18 protein-coding genes and 1 pseudogene are annotated in these 19,518 nt (G+C 45.7%); 13 read left to right on the top strand and 6 right to left on the bottom strand.

All coding sequences use genetic code 11. From position 1 onward, the window contains the following. Nucleotides 1-41 precede the first annotated feature (41 nt). Together glmU and glmS are read left to right on the top strand one after the other, a co-directional pair. Nucleotides 42-1,406, top strand: a complete 1,365-nt coding sequence (gene glmU / locus GXP22_07550) for a UDP-N-acetylglucosamine diphosphorylase/glucosamine-1-phosphate N-acetyltransferase (GenBank protein ID NOX09322.1) — start codon at nucleotides 42-44, stop codon at nucleotides 1,404-1,406. Between the two features lie 181 nt (nucleotides 1,407-1,587). Next, entirely contained in the window at nucleotides 1,588-3,426 is a 1,839-nt protein-coding gene (glmS, locus tag GXP22_07545; protein NOX09321.1) for a glutamine--fructose-6-phosphate transaminase (isomerizing), read from the top strand. A 421-nt stretch (nucleotides 3,427-3,847) separates the two neighbouring features. Here the strand turns inward: glmS and GXP22_07540 are convergent, their stop codons facing one another. Beyond that, the gene (locus tag GXP22_07540; protein ID NOX09320.1) at nucleotides 3,848-4,054 is read right to left on the bottom strand and encodes a cold-shock protein; all 207 of its coding nucleotides are present in this window, start codon (nucleotides 4,052-4,054) and stop codon (nucleotides 3,848-3,850) included. Between the two features lie 898 nt (nucleotides 4,055-4,952). On the opposite strand from GXP22_07540, the gene GXP22_07535 reads away from it, so the two are divergent. After that, nucleotides 4,953-5,183: a hypothetical protein gene (locus GXP22_07535; GenBank protein ID NOX09319.1), complete on the top strand. Its 231-nt coding sequence runs from the start codon at nucleotides 4,953-4,955 to the stop codon at nucleotides 5,181-5,183. Nucleotides 5,184-5,191: 8 nt separating this feature from the next. Here GXP22_07535 and GXP22_07530 read toward each other — a convergent pair whose 3' ends face one another. Then, a complete protein-coding gene (locus GXP22_07530) occupies nucleotides 5,192-6,841 on the bottom strand; it encodes a GAF domain-containing protein (protein ID NOX09318.1) in 1,650 nt (549 codons plus the stop codon). 101 nt (nucleotides 6,842-6,942) lie between these two features. Here GXP22_07530 and GXP22_07525 point away from each other — a divergent pair, with 101 nt between their 5' ends. Next, nucleotides 6,943-7,602, top strand: a complete 660-nt coding sequence (locus GXP22_07525) for an AhpC/TSA family protein (GenBank protein ID NOX09317.1) — start codon at nucleotides 6,943-6,945, stop codon at nucleotides 7,600-7,602. Here the strand turns inward: GXP22_07525 and GXP22_07520 are convergent. From GXP22_07520 to GXP22_07510, 3 genes are read right to left on the bottom strand one after another with little or no spacing between them, the layout of a single operon-like run. Further along, nucleotides 7,599-8,102, bottom strand: coding sequence for a TlpA family protein disulfide reductase (locus tag GXP22_07520; protein ID NOX09316.1), 504 nt, complete (start codon nucleotides 8,100-8,102; stop codon nucleotides 7,599-7,601). The genes GXP22_07525 and GXP22_07520 overlap by 4 nt on opposite strands. Nucleotides 8,103-8,106: 4 nt before the next feature. Next, on the bottom strand, nucleotides 8,107-8,736 hold the full coding sequence (locus GXP22_07515) for a hypothetical protein (protein ID NOX09315.1): 630 nt from the start codon (nucleotides 8,734-8,736) through the stop codon (nucleotides 8,107-8,109). Further along, nucleotides 8,723-9,238 carry a TIGR00645 family protein gene (locus tag GXP22_07510; GenBank protein NOX09314.1) on the bottom strand — a complete coding sequence of 172 codons (516 nt, stop codon included), beginning with the start codon at nucleotides 9,236-9,238 and terminating at the stop codon, nucleotides 8,723-8,725. The genes GXP22_07515 and GXP22_07510 overlap by 14 nt, the downstream gene beginning before the upstream one ends. Before the next feature lie 125 nt (nucleotides 9,239-9,363). Between GXP22_07510 and uvrD the strand changes: the two genes are divergently transcribed. Then, the gene (gene uvrD, locus GXP22_07505; GenBank protein NOX09313.1) at nucleotides 9,364-11,538 is read left to right on the top strand and encodes a DNA helicase II; all 2,175 of its coding nucleotides are present in this window, start codon (nucleotides 9,364-9,366) and stop codon (nucleotides 11,536-11,538) included. A 42-nt stretch (nucleotides 11,539-11,580) separates the two neighbouring features. Here the strand turns inward: uvrD and GXP22_07500 are convergent, their stop codons facing one another. After that, a complete protein-coding gene (locus GXP22_07500; protein NOX09312.1) occupies nucleotides 11,581-14,484 on the bottom strand; it encodes an EAL domain-containing protein in 2,904 nt (967 codons plus the stop codon). Nucleotides 14,485-14,796: 312 nt separating this feature from the next. Between GXP22_07500 and GXP22_07495 the strand changes: the two genes are divergently transcribed. The 8 genes and pseudogenes from GXP22_07495 to GXP22_07460 form a co-directional block, all read left to right on the top strand. Beyond that, the gene (locus tag GXP22_07495; protein NOX09311.1) at nucleotides 14,797-15,873 is read left to right on the top strand and encodes a TRAP transporter substrate-binding protein; all 1,077 of its coding nucleotides are present in this window, start codon (nucleotides 14,797-14,799) and stop codon (nucleotides 15,871-15,873) included. Nucleotides 15,874-16,008: 135 nt separating this feature from the next. Beyond that, the gene (locus GXP22_07490) at nucleotides 16,009-16,284 is read left to right on the top strand and encodes a type II toxin-antitoxin system RelB/DinJ family antitoxin (protein NOX09310.1); all 276 of its coding nucleotides are present in this window, start codon (nucleotides 16,009-16,011) and stop codon (nucleotides 16,282-16,284) included. 138 nt (nucleotides 16,285-16,422) lie between these two features. Continuing rightward, a complete protein-coding gene (locus tag GXP22_07485; GenBank protein NOX09309.1) occupies nucleotides 16,423-17,310 on the top strand; it encodes a hypothetical protein in 888 nt (295 codons plus the stop codon). A gap of 175 nt (nucleotides 17,311-17,485) precedes the next feature. After that, nucleotides 17,486-17,585: pseudogene (locus tag GXP22_07480) on the top strand (type II toxin-antitoxin system YoeB family toxin). 16 nt (nucleotides 17,586-17,601) lie between these two features. Then, the gene (locus GXP22_07475; GenBank protein ID NOX09308.1) at nucleotides 17,602-18,258 is read left to right on the top strand and encodes a DUF3800 domain-containing protein; all 657 of its coding nucleotides are present in this window, start codon (nucleotides 17,602-17,604) and stop codon (nucleotides 18,256-18,258) included. Between the two features lie 288 nt (nucleotides 18,259-18,546). Further along, nucleotides 18,547-19,020, top strand: coding sequence for a GIY-YIG nuclease family protein (locus GXP22_07470; GenBank protein NOX09307.1), 474 nt, complete (start codon nucleotides 18,547-18,549; stop codon nucleotides 19,018-19,020). 17 nt (nucleotides 19,021-19,037) lie between these two features. After that, nucleotides 19,038-19,172 (top strand): DUF4357 domain-containing protein, encoded by a 135-nt coding sequence (locus GXP22_07465; protein ID NOX09306.1) that lies wholly within the window; start codon nucleotides 19,038-19,040, stop codon nucleotides 19,170-19,172. A 50-nt stretch (nucleotides 19,173-19,222) separates the two neighbouring features. Then, nucleotides 19,223-19,518: HNH endonuclease (locus tag GXP22_07460; GenBank protein NOX09305.1), on the top strand; the 296-nt coding region annotated here is incomplete at its 3' end.

The following is a 19,518-nucleotide window of genomic DNA, read 5'->3' as shown; positions in this document are numbered from 1 at the left end:
GCTGATAAAATAATACAATTAATGAGGAATATTCAGACGTTATGGGTTTAAGCATTATTATACTGGCCGCTGGTCAGGGTACGCGTATGCGTTCTTCTCTTCCCAAGGTACTGCATAAACTGGCGGATCGCCCCATGCTGGAACATGTTATTGATTGTGCCGAGTCGGTGGGTGCGCATCAAATTCGTGTGGTCTATGGTCACGGTGGGGAGCAGGTTATTAATACAAGCTCTCATCGTGAGGTGGAGTGGTTTGAACAGAAGGAACAATTGGGTACGGGGCATGCGGTGGCACAGGCGCTGGATGGCATCTCGGATGAGGATACTCTGTTGATTCTTTATGGTGATGTGCCATTGATTGGTCACGCCACCCTTACTCGTCTCTATTCTCTCTGTAACGATAAGACGATGGGTCTATTAACTGCCAGGCTGGATGATGCCACTGGTTATGGTCGTATTGTCAGGAATGAACAGGGGCAGGTTACGGCTATTATTGAGCATAAGGATGCCAGCGATGAGCAGCGGCAGATTAGCGAGGTGAATACTGGTTTTATGGCGGCACCGGCAAAGCATATGAAGCGCTGGGTATCTGCCTTGAGTAGTAACAATTCACAAGGTGAATATTATCTGACGGATGTCATTGCTATGGCAGTGGCGGATGGTATTGAGGTGTCTACCGAACACCCGAATTACCCGGAAGAGATCTTTGGTGTGAATGATCGCAGACAATTGGCACATCTGGAACGTTATTATCAGAAGCAGCAGGCACTTGAATTGATGATGGCAGGGGTTGCCTTGCGTGATCCTGCACGGATTGATGTTCGAGGCATTGTGAGTGCCGGTCAGGATGTCGAGATTGATATCAATGTCATTCTGGAGGGCAATGTTGTTATTGGTAACAATGTTCGTATTGGTGCCAATTGTGTTATTCGTAATTCAGTCATTGAGGATGATGTAATTATTCTGGAGAATTGTGTGATTGAGGATGCCAAGGTGGGGCACTCATCAAAGGTCGGGCCTTTTGCGCGTCTGCGTCCGGAGGCGAATCTGGCTGATCATGTCCATGTGGGTAATTTTGTTGAGATTAAAAAATCTGATGTTGGTAGTGGCAGTAAGGTTAATCATCTGAGTTATATTGGTGATACTACGATAGGCCAGCGGGTGAATATTGGGGCGGGTACAATTACCTGTAATTATGATGGGGCTAATAAACATCGTACCATTATCGGTGATGATGTCTTTATTGGTTCGGATACTCAGTTGGTGGCACCGGTGACGGTGGGTGATAAGGCGACCGTGGGTGCGGGTGCGACGATTACGGGTGATGTGCCGGAGGGCACGTTGAGTATTAGCCGGGTATCGCAGAAGAATATTATTGGGTGGAAGCGGCCGGTTAAGAAGAAGTGATTGTGCTTGGTGAGTTCGAGGCTCGATGCCCGCATCCCTGCGGGCAACGGTCTCTGTTAGAGAAGAGTAATCCCTGTCTCTTGAAGTAGAAACAAGGGGTAGGGTGCGTACCACGCACCACGGTTGTAATGGATTCCCGCCTGCGCGGGAATGACGAATTTACGGTAAAAAGGTAAAGTTTATGTGTGGGATTGTTGGAGCAGTAGCACAGCGTGATGTAACACCGATATTATTGGAAGGTCTGCGGCGGCTGGAGTATCGCGGCTATGACTCTGCGGGTGTGGCATTAATTAATAATGCGCAGGCTATTCAGCGTGTTCGTGCAACGGGTAAGGTATCACAATTGGAGGCTGCGATTGAGCAGAATCCGGTGCAAGGTGTGACCGGTATTGCTCATACCCGCTGGGCAACCCATGGTAAACCCTCTGATGCTAATGCTCATCCCCATGTCTGTCGTAATAATGTGGCTGTGGTGCATAACGGTATCATTGAGAACCATGATGAGTTGCGTGAGCAACAGCTCAAGCAGGGTTATGAGTTTACCTCGGAGACCGATACGGAGGTGATTGTCCATCAGATTCATTATCATCAGCAACAGGGAATGGATTTACTCGCGGCTGTGCAGGCTACTATTAAGGATTTGAAGGGTGCCTATGGTCTCGGTGTCATCAGTAATGCAGAACCCGGTCGTCTGATTGCGGCACGCAGTGGCAGCCCTCTGGTCGTCGGTGTGGGTATTGGTGAAATGTTTATAGCTTCGGATGTTCCGGCCTTGCTCCCGGTTACCCAGCGTTTTGTCTTTCTGGAAGAAGGGGATATCGTTGATCTTACACCTGAGGGCATGCAGGTCTTTGATGTTACCGGATCGAAGGTAGAGCGTCAGGAAAAGGTATCCGAGCTATCCATGGATTCGGTTGAGCGTGGTCAATATCGCCACTATATGATGAAGGAGATTCATGAACAACCCAGGGTGATTGCCGATGCCTTGGAAGGGCGACTCGGCAATGGCTGTGTACTCAGTGAATCCTTTGGCCCAGGGGCCAGCGAGATTCTGGCAAAAATACAGCAGGTACAAATTGTTGCCTGTGGCACCAGTTATCACGCGGGTCTGGTGACAAAATATTGGCTTGAGGCGTTGGCAGGTGTCCCTTGTGAGATTGAGGTGGCGAGTGAATTTCGTTATCGTAGCCATGTCGTTCGCCCCAACACCCTGTTCGTTACCATATCGCAGTCGGGTGAGACTGCAGATACCCTGGCCGCTTTGCGTGAGGCAAAAAAACTGGGTTTTCAACATACCCTGGCAATCTGCAATGTGCCTGAGAGTTCACTGGTACGCGAATCCGAGTTAGTAATGATGACCCGTGCCGGCCCCGAGATTGGCGTGGCATCGACCAAGGCATTTACTACACAGTTAACGGTTTTATTATTAATGGTGGTGGCGATTGGCAAGCATCATGGTCTGGATCAGGAGAAAGAAAAACAGATTGTGCAGCAATTAATCGCCCTGCCTGCGCGTATTGAACACACCTTGACTTTGAGTGATCAGATCAAGCGCCTGTCAGAACGATTTGCCGATAAACAGGATGCCCTTTTTCTTGGCCGTGGGGTGCAATATCCGGTGGCTATGGAGGGTGCGCTGAAGTTGAAGGAAATCTCCTATATTCATGCCGAGGCCTATGCTGCCGGTGAATTAAAGCATGGGCCATTGGCATTGGTGGATGCCGATATGCCGGTCATTGCCGTCGCCCCCAATAATGCACTACTGGAAAAACTGAAATCCAACCTGCAAGAGGTGCGTGCCCGTGGTGGAGAGCTTTATGTCTTTGCCGATCAAAATGCCGGTATCAGTGAAGAGGATTACGTTCATGTTATTGAAGTGGATGATGTCGATGAGACAGATGCCGTGGCACCGATAGTCTATACCGTCCCGTTACAACTGCTTTCCTACCATGTGGCTGTGCTGAAAGGGACCGATGTCGATCAGCCGCGCAACCTGGCGAAGTCGGTGACGGTGGAATAGGTTTTTTACTGCTAATTACATACTAATTTGCTGGATGAGTTTCTCTTGTACACTATTGCGTACCTGTACGTTAATGATGTTTATTGCCATGAAAGCTCTCAGCTATACCGCCCTTAGAAACACGTTAAACGGTTATTTGAATTCATTTCTCAGCTCCGATACCACTACTAACTATCCCTTTACGTGTAACGGCTATCGATTATTCACCTTTTTTTCCTTTTTCTCTGCGCGTTTTTCTTTCAACGTTTTTTCAGGTTTCTTTTTAACTGCCTTTTTTGAATCTTGACCTTTAGCCATAAATCTCTCCTTTGACTTTATTGATAAGATACTAAATATATACCAATTGTGGGTAACTCGGACACATAATTGGAAGCCAGCTTGACGACGCATCGTTTGCGCCGGCCAAGCTATGCTTTTATTACTAAATTGCTACAACTTTGTTAGCACAAGGTCCTTTCTGACCTTGGCCTACTTCAAATTCTACTGCTTGTCCGTCATTAAGGGATGCATAATCTCCACCACTTTGAATTTCTGAATGATGAACGAAAAGATCTTTACCGCCATCTTCAGGAGTAATAAAACCAAAACCTTTTCCTGCATCGAACCACTTTACTGTACCTTTACTCATAATATATTCTCAAGTTAATTGGTGAAATATTAAACTTTACACATTCGAATTCACCGGTTCGAAAATGAAATTGTTCTTCGAAAACACATAACGTTTTTAATAACCAGCGCACGGCTTTTTGCACGAAGCCGTTACGCGGTAGTAAGACTCCACATTCCGTACTGAGCCCCTGTTACCTATCCGAGTTTAATGATTATAGGGGAGTTTAGCATGAAACCTGCTGAACAAAAACGATTTGACGACCTGTATCAAAAATACCTTCGCGCCTTGAAACTACAAGGCATCATTAAGCAAGGCTGATGTTTTGCTGTTGATATTGATCTGTCGAAGTTCTTTGACCTGTCTTCAGAATCAGCCAATAGCTCCGTGGCTCGACTACTTAAAACCCCAGGGGCTATATACTTTACCCGATTAGCCATTGCGTTCTATTGTGAAATTGTCAAAGTAACCTTCAAAAATTCTCTTTACCATCCATGCCATAACGCTTAAAGGAATCTCGTATTGAAAGTACGCCAGTAAAAGTGAATGCTATATCATTAGATGGCTAACATTGTATGAACGGCGAAGAACCCAGTGCTAACACGACCATTTTCCGACTATCCATAATCCTCACAACTAAAGTATAGCAAAAACCACCTATAAACAAGGGATTGCTGCCCTGCTTGTTAATAACATATTGAAATAGCAAGTGACTTATATGCTGCCTGTGATCAATTTTTCTGTAATTGCACAATATTCAGCCATTAAGTGTTAATTATAGGGTACTAACCCACTGAAAATAAAATGGAATTATAATCTTCACAAAAATATGGTATACTTGGTAAGCTTTTTGCTAGTAAAGTCGTTTTAAGGCTGGCAATTAAAGAATAATGACCAAGTTTATAATGGGGAGAGAACCTTGAGCCAGGATTTGATGTTTTACTGTGTGCCGCAACAGGCTTATATGCAAACCGGAAATTGCCAAAAGTTAAGAAATCGCCCCGTAGGGAAGGTGCCAGCGGGTTCACAGCCTATGTTACGCGCCTGTGAGAAGTGTGAGATGTATCCCCTGGTGGATAGCCTTAAGCTGCCAACCGTTAGTCTGAATGATTACCTTTCTGGCAAGAAGCCAGAGATTCTTGCATTATAAGCACCATTTCATGCCTGATCAGGCATGTTGAAGGGGTACCCGGGAATCTCGGATGGTTCGCTGATATCAATCTGTGATGGGTCGACATGCTCTTCGGCATAACGTAGATAGACTTTGTTTTCGATGAATAAATCGAATAAATCAGGGTCGATATGCCCTTCCTGCTTCATTTTCCCTAAAATTGTTAAGGCCACGGACAGTGGTTTGCCATCTTTATAGGGGCGATCTTTAGCGGTTAGAGCCTCAAAGATGTCGGCAATAGCCATGACTCGGGCGGGTATCGACATCTGTTCCCGGTGCAGTCCTTTGGGATAACCTTTACCATTCATTTGTTCGTGATGCCCGCCAGCATATTCGGGGACATTCTGCAGGTGCGCCGGAAAAGGCAGTGCTTCTAGCATCTTGATGGTCATTGCCATGTGATTATTGATGATCTCGCGTTCCTGATTATTTAAGGTGCCCTTGGTGATATTAAGGTTTTTAATCTCGTTCTCGGTCAGCAAATTAGAGTCATCCGTTAGTGTGTATTGACCAATGGCTTGAATCCTTGCCTGATCATCTGCTGACATGAATTCCCCACCTGTATTGCATGCCCTGACAAAGGCCTGGTCTGAATCCAGTTGTTGACATTGCTGTTGCTGCTCAAGCTTGAATGATTGGTATTGATCTTCCGTGATTTTGCCTTCAAGATGCTCTATTTGCTTCTTTAAGTGCTTGTTTTCGTTGATTTGTCGTAGATTATCAAAGCGTGCATCGACTAGCTCTATGCGATCAAAGATGGTCTCCAGTTTTTGAGCCTTATCAACCACATACTCCGGGGTTACAATCTTGCCACAGTCATGCAGCCAGGCGGCAATCTCAAGGGCATAGTGCTCTTTTTTGCATAGTTGAAAGTCTTTGAGGTAGTCCTTGTCAGATTGATCAGCCTCTTCGGCTAACATCATGGTAAGGATAGGCACACGGCGGCAATGCTTCCCGGTATAGGGGGATTTTTCATCAATGGCGGTAGCAATTAACTGGATAAAGGACTCGAACAGCATCTTGAGCTCTTCAATGAGCTTGTTATTGGTTAGGGCAATAGCGGCCTGAGAGGTCAATGACTCTGCTAATTTTTGATCCTCTTTATTAAAGTTGATGATATTGCCATCGTTATCCAGCTTGTTTATGAGCTGTAGTACCCCGATGATTTCCTGATGGTGATTCTGCATCGGGATGGTGAGAAATGACTTGGAGCGATAACCTGTTTTTTTGTCGAAGGCACGCGTACCGGAGAAGTCAAAGTCCTCTTCATCATAGGCATCGGTAATATTGATTATTGTATTGTTGTTTGCACAGCAACAGGCAATAAGGTGGTTATTGGGCCGATTTTCCTCGTTATGGGTCTCAAGATCGGCAAAAGGAATGGGATTGTCGCTGGTTCCACCCATACTGAATTGCAGGGAATCGGTATGGATGATCTCAAACTTCAGGGTTTTATCCTCGGTCATTGAATACAGGGTGCCACCATCTGCATTGGTAATGCTCTTGGCGGCGACCAAGATATTTTCCATTAGTTTCTTCAGGTCTTTTTCAGAAGAGAGGGCAATACCAATCGCATTAAGCTTTTCAATTTTGTTGAAAAAATTATCTTGAGCTAAATTATCTTGAGCTTGAGTCATGCGTTGATTTTAACGTATTTTAATATGGCATATAGGGTTTTTATTTGCCTGACAAGATTGTAGTATGGGAAAACACATTTTTTCAGAGAGAGTCGATAATCATGACCTTTAACAAAAACTATGCGGATGCAAGTGCCGCCTTGATGAATGATTTTATGGGTGGGTTGCCGGATGAAGTCAAGCAGATCGTCGGTGCAAGTATGGAGCGTTTGCTGTCATCGGATGTGGGTAGTCAGGCACCGGGTAAGGGTGAACAGGCACCTGAATTCACCTTGCAAGATATACGTGGTGGCAGCGTAAGTTTGTCACAGCTATTGGCAAAAGGGCCGGTGGTGCTGAGTTTTTATCGAGGCAGTTGGTGTCCCTTTTGCAATCTTGAATTCCAGTTTTTGCGTGAGGCCTTGAGCGATATTAAAAATCTGGGTGCCGGTCTGGTGTTTATCTCACCGGAACAGGCTCAGGTTACAGTCGATCATCTGACGGACATGGATCCTGCCATTACGGTATTAGCCGATCCAGCTAATCGGGTGGCAACAGAGTATGGCTTGGTATTTAGCCTGGATGAGGCGATGCGTCCTCTGTATGCTGATTGGGGTATTAATGTGCCTGCGGCTAATGGTGATGATTCCTATACCCTGCCGATACCTGCCAGCTATGTGATTGCAACGGATGGTAGTATCAAAGCCGCGTATGTTGAAAAGAATTACACCCTGCGGATGGAGCCGGAAGAGATTCTTGATACATTGCGTTCTATGATTTAAGGTTTTAAGGATCTAATCAGTTTTAGTAATTCAGGCTCATCCCACTCGCGTCCACCCACTGCCTGGTAGACAATCTTGCCTGCGGGATTAAGCACAAAGGTGGTCGGTAGTCCTTGCACTGGCCATTGTTCAGTAATTTTGCCATCAAGATCGAGTAATAATGGAAAGCTGATGTCGTAGTCGGCGGTAAATAAAAAGACGGTTTCTTCATTCTCGCCCACATTCACGGCAAGGAATTGAACCCCCTGACCCTTGAGTCGTTGCCATGCCCGTTCCATTGAAGGCATCTCTTTGCGACAAGGGGGACACCAGCTCGCCCAGAAGCTGACAATAACCGTACTGCCGAGGTAGTCCGAGAGCTGGTGTGGCTCACCATCAAGATCCATTAAGGTGAAACCAGGGGGTGTTTGTGGTGGATCAATCTTCTTAATATAGCCTCGGGCATAGACGGATAAAGAGGCTATCATCAGACACAGCAATAATAAGAAATGTCGTTTCATGGTGTTACTCCACAGCAGGATCAATTGGACAGCTCATGTTGTTGATTCGATAGTGTTGCTTATTACCATTAAGCGTCCAGTGAATCTCAAGGTCAAAGGGCTCACCGGGTGCCGGCCCAAAGGTGGCCAGCCCCCAGTTAAAATCACCCGCAGAAAAGGCCTGTGGGCTGGGAAAGGTTGCCCAGCGAAAGGCGATGCGTGCGGCGGTGCTAATCTCTTCAGATGCAGACTGCCAGCGGCTTAACCATTCCTGTTTGAGGATGGGGGGTTGGCTCTGATTGTTATGAATAACACGCCAATCCGCCATATCGGAAATGATTTCATTATTGCTGCTGGTCTCGGCAATATTGCGTATATGAACTTGAAAGGTGCAGTGTCGAGCCAGTTGATCGGCGATCTTGCTATTAAAACCACGACCCTCAAAAAAACCACGCATGGGTTGAGGCGCGCGCTGATTGAGTTCCAGGAAGAAAGTGTCATCCTTGATGATCCAGCCCGCTATTCCAGTGGATTCATTAATGACCTCTTGTTCAAGAATGTCACTGGCTTCAGCACTATAAGCGTTGTTTGCAGATAGTATGAATAATATAAGGCATGCATAGGTTGGCACCCATACTATATTAGTGTGTGGCATTACCGGATTCAATCATGGTGCGTGTCATAATGTGATCAGTATAGGCAATGGCGATGGCCGATAACAAGAAGGTGATATGAATAACCACTTGCCACATGATAGTTTCATAGGCCATCTTTTCGGCATTAATAAAGGTTTGTAGCAGATGAATAGAGGAGATACCAATTAACGCCATGGAGAGCTTGATCTTCATGGTGGTGGCATTTACATGTGAAAGCCATTGTGGGTGATCCGGGTGTTCCTCCAGGTTGAGCCGGGAGACAAAGGTTTCATAACCACCGATGATGACCATAATTAACAAATTAGCGATCATCACGACATCAATCAATGCCAGCACGATGAGCATAATCTCTGATTCGGTCAGGCTTGCAGCACCAGCTACCAGATGAAAGAGTTCAATAAAGAAGTGATAGACGTAAACCCCCTGAGCCATGATGAGACCAAGATAGAGAGGGGCTTGTAACCAGCGACTCCAGAAGATGAGTCGGGAAAATATTTGCATAGAGTGAGGGGCTTGTGACGGCATGGTGTCTATAAATCCTGCTAAAAGTCATTTTATTGTAGGCATTTTAGCATAGAAGCCGGGTTCCCTGCATTCCGGGCGGTGTATTCTGGTAAGATACATGGATGGATGTTTCATACCTACTCGACTCCCTGAACGATGCTCAACGTGAGGCCGTTAGTGCGCCCCCGGCACATCGGCTGGTGTTGGCGGGTGCCGGTAGTGGCAAGACCCGGGTGCTGGTACATCGTATCGCCTGGTTGATACAAGTTGAGCATGTTTCACCTTATGGTGTGTTGGCTGTGACCTTTACCAACAAGGCGGCTGCCGAGATGCGTGGTCGTATCGAAAAAATTCTTGGTATCCCCGTGGGTGGTATGTGGGTGGGGACTTTTCATGGTCTGGCACATCGCCTGTTACGCGCCCATTGGAAAGAGGCCGGGTTGCCGCAGACCTTTCAGATCCTGGATTCGGATGATCAATATCGATTGATTCGGCGCTTGTTAAAGGCGATGGAGCTGGATGAAGAAAAGTGGCCAGCGCGGCAGGTGCAGCATTTTATTAATGGCCGTAAGGATGAAGGCATACGCCCGGCACACATTAATCACCATGAAGACCTTTTCCTGAAACAACAGGTACGCATCTACGAGGAATACGAGGCGTTGTGTAATCGTGGTGGCCTGGTTGATTTTGCCGAGATGTTATTGCGTGCGCATGAAATCTGGTTGAACCACCCGGATTTGTTAGCGCATTATCAGTCACGTTTTCAGCATATTCTGGTCGATGAGTTTCAGGATACCAACACCATACAGTATGCCTGGCTACAGTTGTTGGCCGGTAAGCAATCCTATCTATTTGTGGTGGGTGATGATGATCAGTCGATCTATGGTTGGCGTGGTGCAAAGATTGAAAATATCCATCGTTTCTCCAAAGATTTTCCTGCCGTCGAGACCGTTCGTCTGGAACAGAATTATCGTTCTACCGCAGCTATCCTTGCGGCTGCCAATGGGCTGATTACACACAATGAAGGTCGTCTGGGCAAGAACCTGTGGACCGATGGTGAACAGGGTGATCCAGTACAAGTGTACGCGGCCTTTAATGAATATGATGAGGCGATCTATGTGATCGGACGCATACAGGCCTGGCTGGAACAGGGCAATGTGCGTAGTGATGTCGCTATCCTTTATCGTTCTAATGCACAGTCGCGGGTGTTTGAAGAAAAATTATTACAGGCTGGCACCCCTTATCGGGTTTATGGTGGTCAGCGTTTCTTCGAGCGGGCAGAAATCAAGGACGCACTGGCTTATCTGCGCCTGGTGGCGAATGATAATGATGATGCTGCCTTTGAACGGGTAGTCAATCATCCGCCGCGAGGTATTGGTGAACGCAGTGTGGCAACTGTTCGAGATTATGCCAGACAACATGAGGTCTCGTTGATGCAGGCCGTACAGTCAATTATTGAAAATAAGATATTGAATGGGCGTGCTTGTAAGGCTCTGACAGGTTTCCTCAATATTTTGCAGCAGATGAAACAAGGTATTGATGAACTGCAGCTTGATGAACAGATGGAGCATGTGCTGGAGATCAGTCGCCTACGTGAACATTATGGTAAGGAGAAGGGTGAAAAGGGTCAGTCGCGCATTGAAAACCTGGATGAGTTAATTAGTGCCGCCAGACAGTTTGAACCGAATGAAGATATTGAAGGCCTGACTCCGCTACTGGCTTTTCTTGCCTACGCGGTGCTTGAGGCCGGTGAGGGACAAGGTTCAGCCAATGAAGAATGTGTGCAGTTGATGACCTTGCACTCCGCCAAGGGTCTGGAATTTCCGCTAGTATTTTTGTGTGGTCTGGAGGATGGCTTGTTTCCTCATCGTATGTCGATGGATGATCCGGCTCGATTAGAAGAAGAACGACGGCTTTGTTATGTTGGCATGACCCGTGCCTGTAAGGTACTCATCTTGTGCCATGCTGAGCGTAGACGTTTACATGGTATGGAATCTTTTTCGCGACCCTCACAATTTTTACGCGAGATCCCACAGGATTTATTGGAGAATATTCGGGTGCAGAATAAGGCCGCTCAATATTCCGCCAAGGTGCTGGCACAGCCCAGCATTCCTTTTCCATTGGAGGATACCGGGACTGGTTTACGCATCGGTCAGGGTGTGCATCATGAAAAATTTGGTGAAGGTGTCATCCTCGGTTTAGAAGGGCAAGGCAGTCATGCCCGTGCCCAGGTCAATTTTGCTCATGCGGGTGCCAAGTGGTTAGTCTTATCCTACGCCAAGCTTACCCCGATGTAGTTTTTGTCGGGTTACGCTGAGCGCAGCGTAACCCGACAGAGTTCAACGTGAGGATGGTAACGCTACTACCGTAGCCAGCGGGCTTTTTTCTTTATACCCGGCGAGTGAGATCACCTCGGGTGAATTCTGTGGTATACCGATATGATTACCCTGCACGAAGTCGATACCATACTCTTTTAATAGATTGAGTGTGGCTTCATCCTCAACATGTTCGGCAACGGTCTTCTTGCCCAGCGCATGGGCGACCTGATTCATGGATTGAACCATGGCTTGATCAACCGGTGCATTCGCCATAGCATGGACAAAGGCGCCATCAATCTTGAGCCTGTCGACAGGGAGATGTTTGAGGTAGGCAAAGGATGAGAAACCAGAACCAAAATCATCCAGCGCAAACTGACAACCAATATCCTTGAGTGCATGAATAAATGTCGTGGCGGCATTAATGTTAGCAATCGCTGCGGTCTCGGTTACCTCGAAGGTAATCCATTTGGGATCGAGGCGTGTCTCTGTAATCAGATCACGAATCATCGGTAACAGGGTTTCATCCTCAAAGGCTTTACCCGAAAGGTTAATTGAGAAGGCGACCTGGCGACCACTGTTATGTAGTTCGGATAGTTTTAGTATGGCGTGTTTTACAATCCAGCGATCCACTGCGTGGATTAAACCAAAGCGTTCGGCAGCAGGCATGAAGCCACCGGGCAGAATAACGCCACCATCCTCGCAGACCATGCGCACCAGTACCTCATAGTCCTGCACCTGACCATCATCAGTCGAAAAAATGGGTTGGTAAACCAGTTGGAAGCGATCATGTTCCAACATCTCACGAACTCTGGCAGCCCAGCCCATGTCTTCAGCCATGCCGTCTTTATCTCGCAGACTGGGGTTATAGAGATTGGTGCAATTACGCCCTTGTGTCTTGGCCATGTTACAGGCGAGGTCGGCATGAGAAAGCACCTCATCAGCGGAATTAGTCTGTCCGTCGATGACCGCCATGCCGATGCTACAGGTAATGTTAAAACTCTTGCTGTCGTAGAAGAATTTATATTTTTCAAAACGGCTACGGAAGTTTTCTGCGGCCAGCATGAGATCATCGGCATTGATGTTATACAGTAACAGGGTAAATTCATCGCCACCAAAACGGGACAGTAGATCGCCTTCTCTAACATAAGATATTAGTAGCTTACTAATCTCAATCAGCAGTTGATCACCGGCGGCATGACCAAGGGTATCATTAATATATTTGAACTGATCAAGATCGATATAACACAGGGCGCAAGGATTACCACTACGGGCAACGCGTGATACGGTGCGTTCCAGTTCCTGTTGAAAATAACGTCGATTAAACAGACCGGTTAAGGCATCATGCTCGGCCTGGAATTCGAGTTGTTTCTGGAAGGCCTTTTGTTCCGAGATGTCTCGTGCAGTACCACTGATATGGATGATGTTACCTTCATTGTCATAGTGTGCCTTGGCGTTAAAACTCAGGTGATGAGGCTTGCCATTAGCATCGGTATGCACGGTTTCATATTGCACCAGTTCATGTCCCTGGGTAATTCTTTCAAACACCTTATTGTTTTCATCGGCATGATCCAGAGAATAAAAATCAGACATCGGGCGACCCAGCATTTGTCCTGGCTCCAGACCATAGATGGCATAACTGGCACGATTAAGATAAGTCCAGTTACCATCCACATCGGCACTCCATACCAGATCGTGTGCGGTCTCCACCAGATCCCGATAACGTGCTTCGGCATCCATTAATTGATTCTCGGCACTTTTGCGTTTGGAGATATCGGCGACCAGGCAGGTATACATATGCTTGCCACTAATCATCATTTCACTAACGCGCACCGATACTGAGAGTGCATCACCATTACGATGATGTCCGGCGGTCTCGATGGCTTGAGTAATGCCCCTGGGTTTTTGGTTATCCTTACCGAAGATGTCGGGTAGTAACCAGGACAGGGTGCGACCACCAATCTCATGTGAGAGATAACCGAACAGTTGTTCGGCAGCCGGGTTGAAATTATCAATCACACCCTTGCTATCAATGACGATAATACCCTCGGCAGCACCATCAATTACGGTGCGGATATGAGACTCCTGATCGCCCAGGCGACGAAATAGTTTGCCCAGGGTTTGTGTCATGTAACCAATCTCATCGGTTGACTGGGCACGTAGTTGAGCCAGTTCATTACGCGTTGATGCGCCATGACGACTGAGCATCATCTGTACCGGGCGTAGAGCCTGTGCCATGCCTTGAATCGACAGACCAGTAATAATGAGGGTGGTGATAGCCAGTGTTGCCCATATATAAAGTAGCGAACTGTCCAGGGTACCGGTTTGAGTCCAGTGGTAGTTCAATAACAGGGAATATGAGAGCAGAGGGACAAAGCCGCCGAGTAACATGATCTTGGATTTGATGCTGAGTTGTACCTTGTGCAGACCCATGTGAGCCACAATCTGACCAAGGCGATCTTGTGCTGCGAGATAGGCAGGTAGCCCGATGAGTACCGCCGCCGTTAATTGTAGCAGGGTGAAATAGATGATATTCGTCACCTCAATATCAGCCAGGCTGACCCCCCCGGATAACAAACAGGCCAGCGGTGTTGCTAGTGAGGAAAACAGAAATAATCCCCAGTAATCACGCCCGAAGCGATCAAGGTGGCGGTGCAGGTTATTTGGTGCTGTACCGCCTTCGGGGTGACGGTGTAACCAGGAGATAAAAGGCCCTAGGTAGCGTGAGAAGTGGATAGCCGCCCAGCCCACGGTCGCAATAACATAGAGCGGAAATATCGAGCTTTGTAATGATGCCATTAAAACCGGCAGCGAGAGAGCTTTAAACAGGATAGCAGCAGCAATACCCGCCGCCATTGATAGCCCAAAACCCGCAATAATAGAAAGAGTAAAGCGACCGCGAAGTCCGTCGAGATTATTTGTTAACATAGGCGTGTGCTCAGTTAATTTTTGCTCAGTGATAATGAAGACCAGGGATTCTCATGCATATAATTCGCAAAATCCTTTTTATCCTATTAATCATAGCATTAAGAGCTAAACCTAATTTTTTACTATAATGCCACAATTTAACTGCGACGCAAGAGGTAATATCTATATTTTGTAGATAATATTTACATGTAGGTCGGGTTAGCGTAGCGTATTTATGTAGGGTGAGTACTACGCACCAGACGAACCTTAATAACGGAACCCCCAGGAACTTGTCATCCTCGCGTATGCGGGGATCCATACAACGGAGATCTAATGAAAAGACGTGACTTTATCCAGAAGGCCAGCGGCAGCGCCCTTGCAGTGAGTGGCATACTCGCCGCCCCCGCTGTCCATGCCGCCAAAAAGATCCGCTGGAAGATGGTCACCAGTTGGCCAAGAAACTTTCCAGGGCTCGGTACTGGAGCTAATTATCTGGCTAAAAAGATTGTTGAGATGAGTGGTGGCAGGATCCAGGTTAAGGTCTATGGTGCCAACGAGTTAGTGCCAGCTTTTGAGGTTTTCGACGCTGTTTCCAGAGGAACGGCACAAATGGGGCATAGTGGAGCCTATTACTGGAAGGGCAAAAGTGAGGCAGCACAGTTCTTTTCCTCGGTTCCCTTTGGTCTTACCGCCCAGGAGATGAATAGCTGGTTATATTATGGTGGCGGTATGGAGCTGTGGGAAAAGGTCTATAAACCCTTCGGCCTGATCCCCACCGCAGCGGGCAATACCGGGGTGCAGATGGGAGGCTGGTTTAATAAACAGATCAATAATATCGATGATCTCAAGGGGTTGAAGATGCGCATCCCCGGACTCGGCGGCGAGGTCTTGCGCCGCGCCGGGGGTACCCCCGTTTCCCTACCCGGAGGTGAGTTATTTACCGCCCTGCAATCCGGCACCATTGATGCTACCGAATGGGTAGGTCCTTATAATGATCTTGCATTTGGACTATACAAGGCGGCTAAACACTATTATTACCCCGGTTGGCACGAGCCTGGCAGCAGCATCGAGGCCTTTATCAACCAGGAAGCCTTCGAGGCCCTGCCCAAAGATCTGCAAAGCATCGTAAAGAATGCCAGTCGTGTTGCCAATCAGGATATGCTCGCCGAATACACCGCACGCAACAACGCCGCCCTGGATACCCTGGTCAATAAGCACAAGGTTGATCTCAGAAAATTCCCCGATGATGTCCTTAATCGCCTGCGTCAGATCTCCGATGAGGTTGTCGCCGATGTTGCCAATAACGACCCATTATCAAAAGAGGTCTATGACAGCTTCCGAAAATTCAGGAAGCAGGTTATGGCGTGGCATGATGTATCGGAGCGAGCATATTTGAATGCCAGAGGGTAGGGTGCGCACTGCGCACCATTGTTTGGTCTTTGTCTCCTCGTTCCCACGCCCCGCGTGGGAATGCATACCGCACCCTTTATTTATACACCAAATGGTATATAATATTGAGTATATGGTAAGTCGGGAGCCTTAATTATGTCGAACAAAGTACAAACCAGTTTGCGCCTTGATGCAGAAAAGTTGAGTGAGGCCAAGGTGATATTGACGCAATTAGGGCTTAATTTTACCGATGCAGTAAATATCTTCACCAGCATGGTGGTTTACAGGCGAGGCTTACCCTTTGATGTGGTTTTGCCAAATGATGAGACCCAAACTGCCATGCAAGAGACCCGTACAGGAAAAAACATGGAGTCTGTTACAGTAGATACGCTTAAGGAAGAGCTAAACATTGAAGAATCTTCTAAGGCATAAGCCTCCTCGTTCCCATGCTCTGCGTGGGAATGCATACTCTACATGGGAATGTAAATGGGAAGTCATTAGCAATATATTGATATAACTTCCCATATTTGTTATCTTGTAAAAAGGTAATGAATATTGGGTGTGATTTCAATGAAATACAATAAACTCAGTTATATAGATAAGCTTGACCAGCTACAGGTAGTCTTTAAGTATTCGACAAAACTATCGGAAGCAATAGGCATTTCTCGCAGGACACTTCTCAATTGGCGCAGCAGGCCTGATTCGATCTCTGCCGATAATCGTCTGAATATTGATGTTTTGTATTGCAGGCACTTGTTGATTCCTGAGTGGGATAACCCCGGACAATCCTTTGAGCCTGTTTTGTTACCGGATGATATGTCGCACAATGAGGCGCTGTTTCTCCCCTTTTTGCGTCGCTTGAGTTATGGCACGCTTGAGATTGAAACGGATATTAGCAAGGCTGATTTTGACAAGATTATTGATGAGAAAAAACTGCCCGGTAATATGAGCAGGCAGACCTTTCATGAAGGCTTCAATACCTTTATAACGCACAGGCAGCTTTGGCAACGGATTGTGGAAAACGGTGAGCCGATGTTAATCACGGAGGAGGGCATCAAGACCTTGCATGCTGATTTTATGCGAGGTATTTTTGATGATGCTGGCTTCTATTCCAGAAAAATACGTGTCATGGGGCAACTAGTTGGTGTACAAACCACAGAGCCGGATGATATTGCAGAAGAAATAAACCGGTGGGTCTACAAAGAGGCACAGTCTGTTACGCTTGAGGCGATTGCCAGGGCACACGCATATTTTATTTTGATTCATCCCTTTGGCGATGGTAACGGACGTGTGGGTCGCGCCCTGGTAATGGTGCAGTGCCTGAACGCCCGATTAATGCCGCCAATACTGGATGGTAAGAATAGAGCAATGTATTACGCAGCAATGGAACATGCAATGAAACATGGTTGTTATGCGCCTCTGGAGCGTCTTTTTTATGAGGCGGCGGGGCGGTATTAGGCTAGTCTGGCATGGAGAATTCACGCGCATAAGGTTCCTCGTTCCCACGCTCTGCATTCCCCGTCCTCGTTCCCATGCTCTGCGTGGGAATGCATACCGTACCTCCATATCACTCCTTGTTACACATGGGTTTGTATTGTACGCTATTCTGTACCTGGACGAGTGAAGCTCATATTTTTCAGAGCACACCTGGAATGATTACCTCTACTGGCAAAAAACTGATAAAAGAGGTGCAACATTCTCCATGTGAAGGTGTTGGCAAACCAGAACCGTGATTAACAAGGATGTTAAATGTTTATTTATCTAGATGAGTCAGGTGATTTAGGGTTTGATTATAAAAATAAAAAACCATCACAAAAATTCGTAATTACCTTGCTTGTTTGTTATAACAAAGATGCTGTAATAAGTTTTAAAACATCTGTTCGTAAAACGCTAAGAAATAAAGTAAACCATAAAAAGAAGAATAAGCGAGTTGTTGATGAATTGCATGCAACGAGTGATTCTATTAAGACTAAACAATATTTTTACAGGCATATTAAAAATCAGGATTGGGCTATTTATACAGTTGTGCTTAATAAAAGAAATGTTTATGACTATTTAACTAATAAGGCTGGTAGGAAGAAACTTTATAATTACCTTGCTAATTTTATATTAGAAAAGGTTGATTTGAGTTCAGTTAATCCAGCGGTAACTATGATTGTAGATAAGTGCAAGAATAAGGTTGAAATTGAAGATTTTAATAAATATTTAGCTAATCAGTTGGAAGGACGATTACCATTAAATATTCCATTATACATTCATCATGAAGACTCTAAAGCAAGTTCAGGGTTGCAAGCAGTAGATTCTTTTTGTTGGGGTATTTATCGTAAGTATGAGCATAGTGATACTGAATGGTATCAATTTTATGCAGGTAAGATAGCTTTTGAAACGGAGTATTTAGGGAAATAGACAGGCATAAAAAAGACGGCCCCTGTTATGTCATAATCTAAGCACTCTTGCCAACCGCTGGAAGGGAACATGCTAGGCACATAACAGGATTTACCCGTCTATTGTTCATCATGGCTCCTAAACTCTATAAAATCAAGTGTTAATGTATAGTGTTAATATGTACGGTTTATAAGATTTTAAATAAAACAACGGGTTGTATGGTTTTGGTGCAGCAGAAATAGTAAATAAGGTCCTGGTGTTTATTTTCTAATAGGTAATGATATTGATTCTGGCGAACTCTCTGTCTATGTGGGTGAAGCTGAGAAGGTTACGAAGCGACTAAAACAGCATTTAAATAAAGAATTCTGGAATCAGGTTGTTGCCTTTGTTAGTAAAGATGAAAATCTAACTAAGGCACATATTAAATATCTTGAAGGTAAATTAATTGAGATTGGCAATAGGGCGGGTAAAGGTATTATTCAAAATAATCAGGGTAGTGGGGCACGTTTGCCAGAAGCTGATCAAGCAGAAATGGATATATTTTTAGATCGTATCTTAAAGTTGTTACCAGTAATGGGAACGAGCTTATTTTCGATACCTAGTGTTAGTAATAAGGTAGCTAAGAATCGCTTGGTGTGTAAGATAAAAAATGTGACGGCCTATGGTAACCGTACTGAAAATGGTTTTGTGGTATATGAAGGTTCAGAAGCAATTTTAGAAGATAGGAAATCAGCAGTGAGAGCTAAGGTGCAAAGAGAGGCGTTGATAAAAAAGGAATTTTAGTTCAAAAGGATGACTGATTGTTTTTTGCAAAAGAGCATGAGTTTACAAGTCCAAGCCTGGCGGCAACCATGATTCATGGTGGGGCAGCAAATGGCCTCATTGCCTGGAAGACAAAAGATGGTAAGAAGTTAAAGGAATTAGAAGCGGGTTGATCGTTAAATTAATTTAAAAGTACATCTGGATTTATTGGAGTAATAAATAAGTGATCAATGCTTTTTATCAGAATAAACTCAGTAGTTTAAATGTTGATCGATCCAGTGGTTATCCAAAGCCGCATAAGGTGTGCTTGCTGTTTGCAGTAATCGATCTGATAAAAAATGGTCAGGTTATCAAGAATGAATTTGTTATTAATGATAAGTTAAAAGAAGCTTTTAATGCTCACTTCGATAGACTTAAAAAAGGTAACGATGCCAATAATATTATTAATCCTTTTTATCACTTAAAGAGTGATGGCATTTGGCATTTCAAAGTAAAGCCAGGTAAGCAGACGGCTTTTGA

The organism is Gammaproteobacteria bacterium, from assembly GCA_013151035.1.
GTDB lineage: Bacteria > Pseudomonadota > Gammaproteobacteria > JAADJB01 > JAADJB01 > JAADJB01.
Note: the sequence above shows the minus strand (reverse complement) of the source record. Positions and strands in the feature narration are given on the sequence as shown.

Coding starts and splice junctions, on each gene's coding strand:
- GXP22_07525 (NOX09317.1), top strand. CDS start 6,943: ATGACCTTTAACAAAAACTATGCGGATGCAAGTGCCGCCTTGATGAAT.
- GXP22_07510 (NOX09314.1), bottom strand. CDS start 9,238: ATGCAAATATTTTCCCGACTCATCTTCTGGAGTCGCTGGTTACAAGCC.
- GXP22_07520 (NOX09316.1), bottom strand. CDS start 8,102: ATGAAACGACATTTCTTATTATTGCTGTGTCTGATGATAGCCTCTTTA.
- GXP22_07540 (NOX09320.1), bottom strand. CDS start 4,054: ATGAGTAAAGGTACAGTAAAGTGGTTCGATGCAGGAAAAGGTTTTGGT.
- GXP22_07490 (NOX09310.1), top strand. CDS start 16,009: ATGTCGAACAAAGTACAAACCAGTTTGCGCCTTGATGCAGAAAAGTTG.
- glmU (NOX09322.1), top strand. CDS start 42: ATGGGTTTAAGCATTATTATACTGGCCGCTGGTCAGGGTACGCGTATG.
- GXP22_07475 (NOX09308.1), top strand. CDS start 17,602: ATGTTTATTTATCTAGATGAGTCAGGTGATTTAGGGTTTGATTATAAA.
- GXP22_07495 (NOX09311.1), top strand. CDS start 14,797: ATGAAAAGACGTGACTTTATCCAGAAGGCCAGCGGCAGCGCCCTTGCA.
- GXP22_07500 (NOX09312.1), bottom strand. CDS start 14,484: ATGTTAACAAATAATCTCGACGGACTTCGCGGTCGCTTTACTCTTTCT.
- GXP22_07515 (NOX09315.1), bottom strand. CDS start 8,736: ATGCCACACACTAATATAGTATGGGTGCCAACCTATGCATGCCTTATA.
- GXP22_07485 (NOX09309.1), top strand. CDS start 16,423: ATGAAATACAATAAACTCAGTTATATAGATAAGCTTGACCAGCTACAG.
- GXP22_07530 (NOX09318.1), bottom strand. CDS start 6,841: ATGACTCAAGCTCAAGATAATTTAGCTCAAGATAATTTTTTCAACAAA.
- glmS (NOX09321.1), top strand. CDS start 1,588: ATGTGTGGGATTGTTGGAGCAGTAGCACAGCGTGATGTAACACCGATA.
- uvrD (NOX09313.1), top strand. CDS start 9,364: ATGGATGTTTCATACCTACTCGACTCCCTGAACGATGCTCAACGTGAG.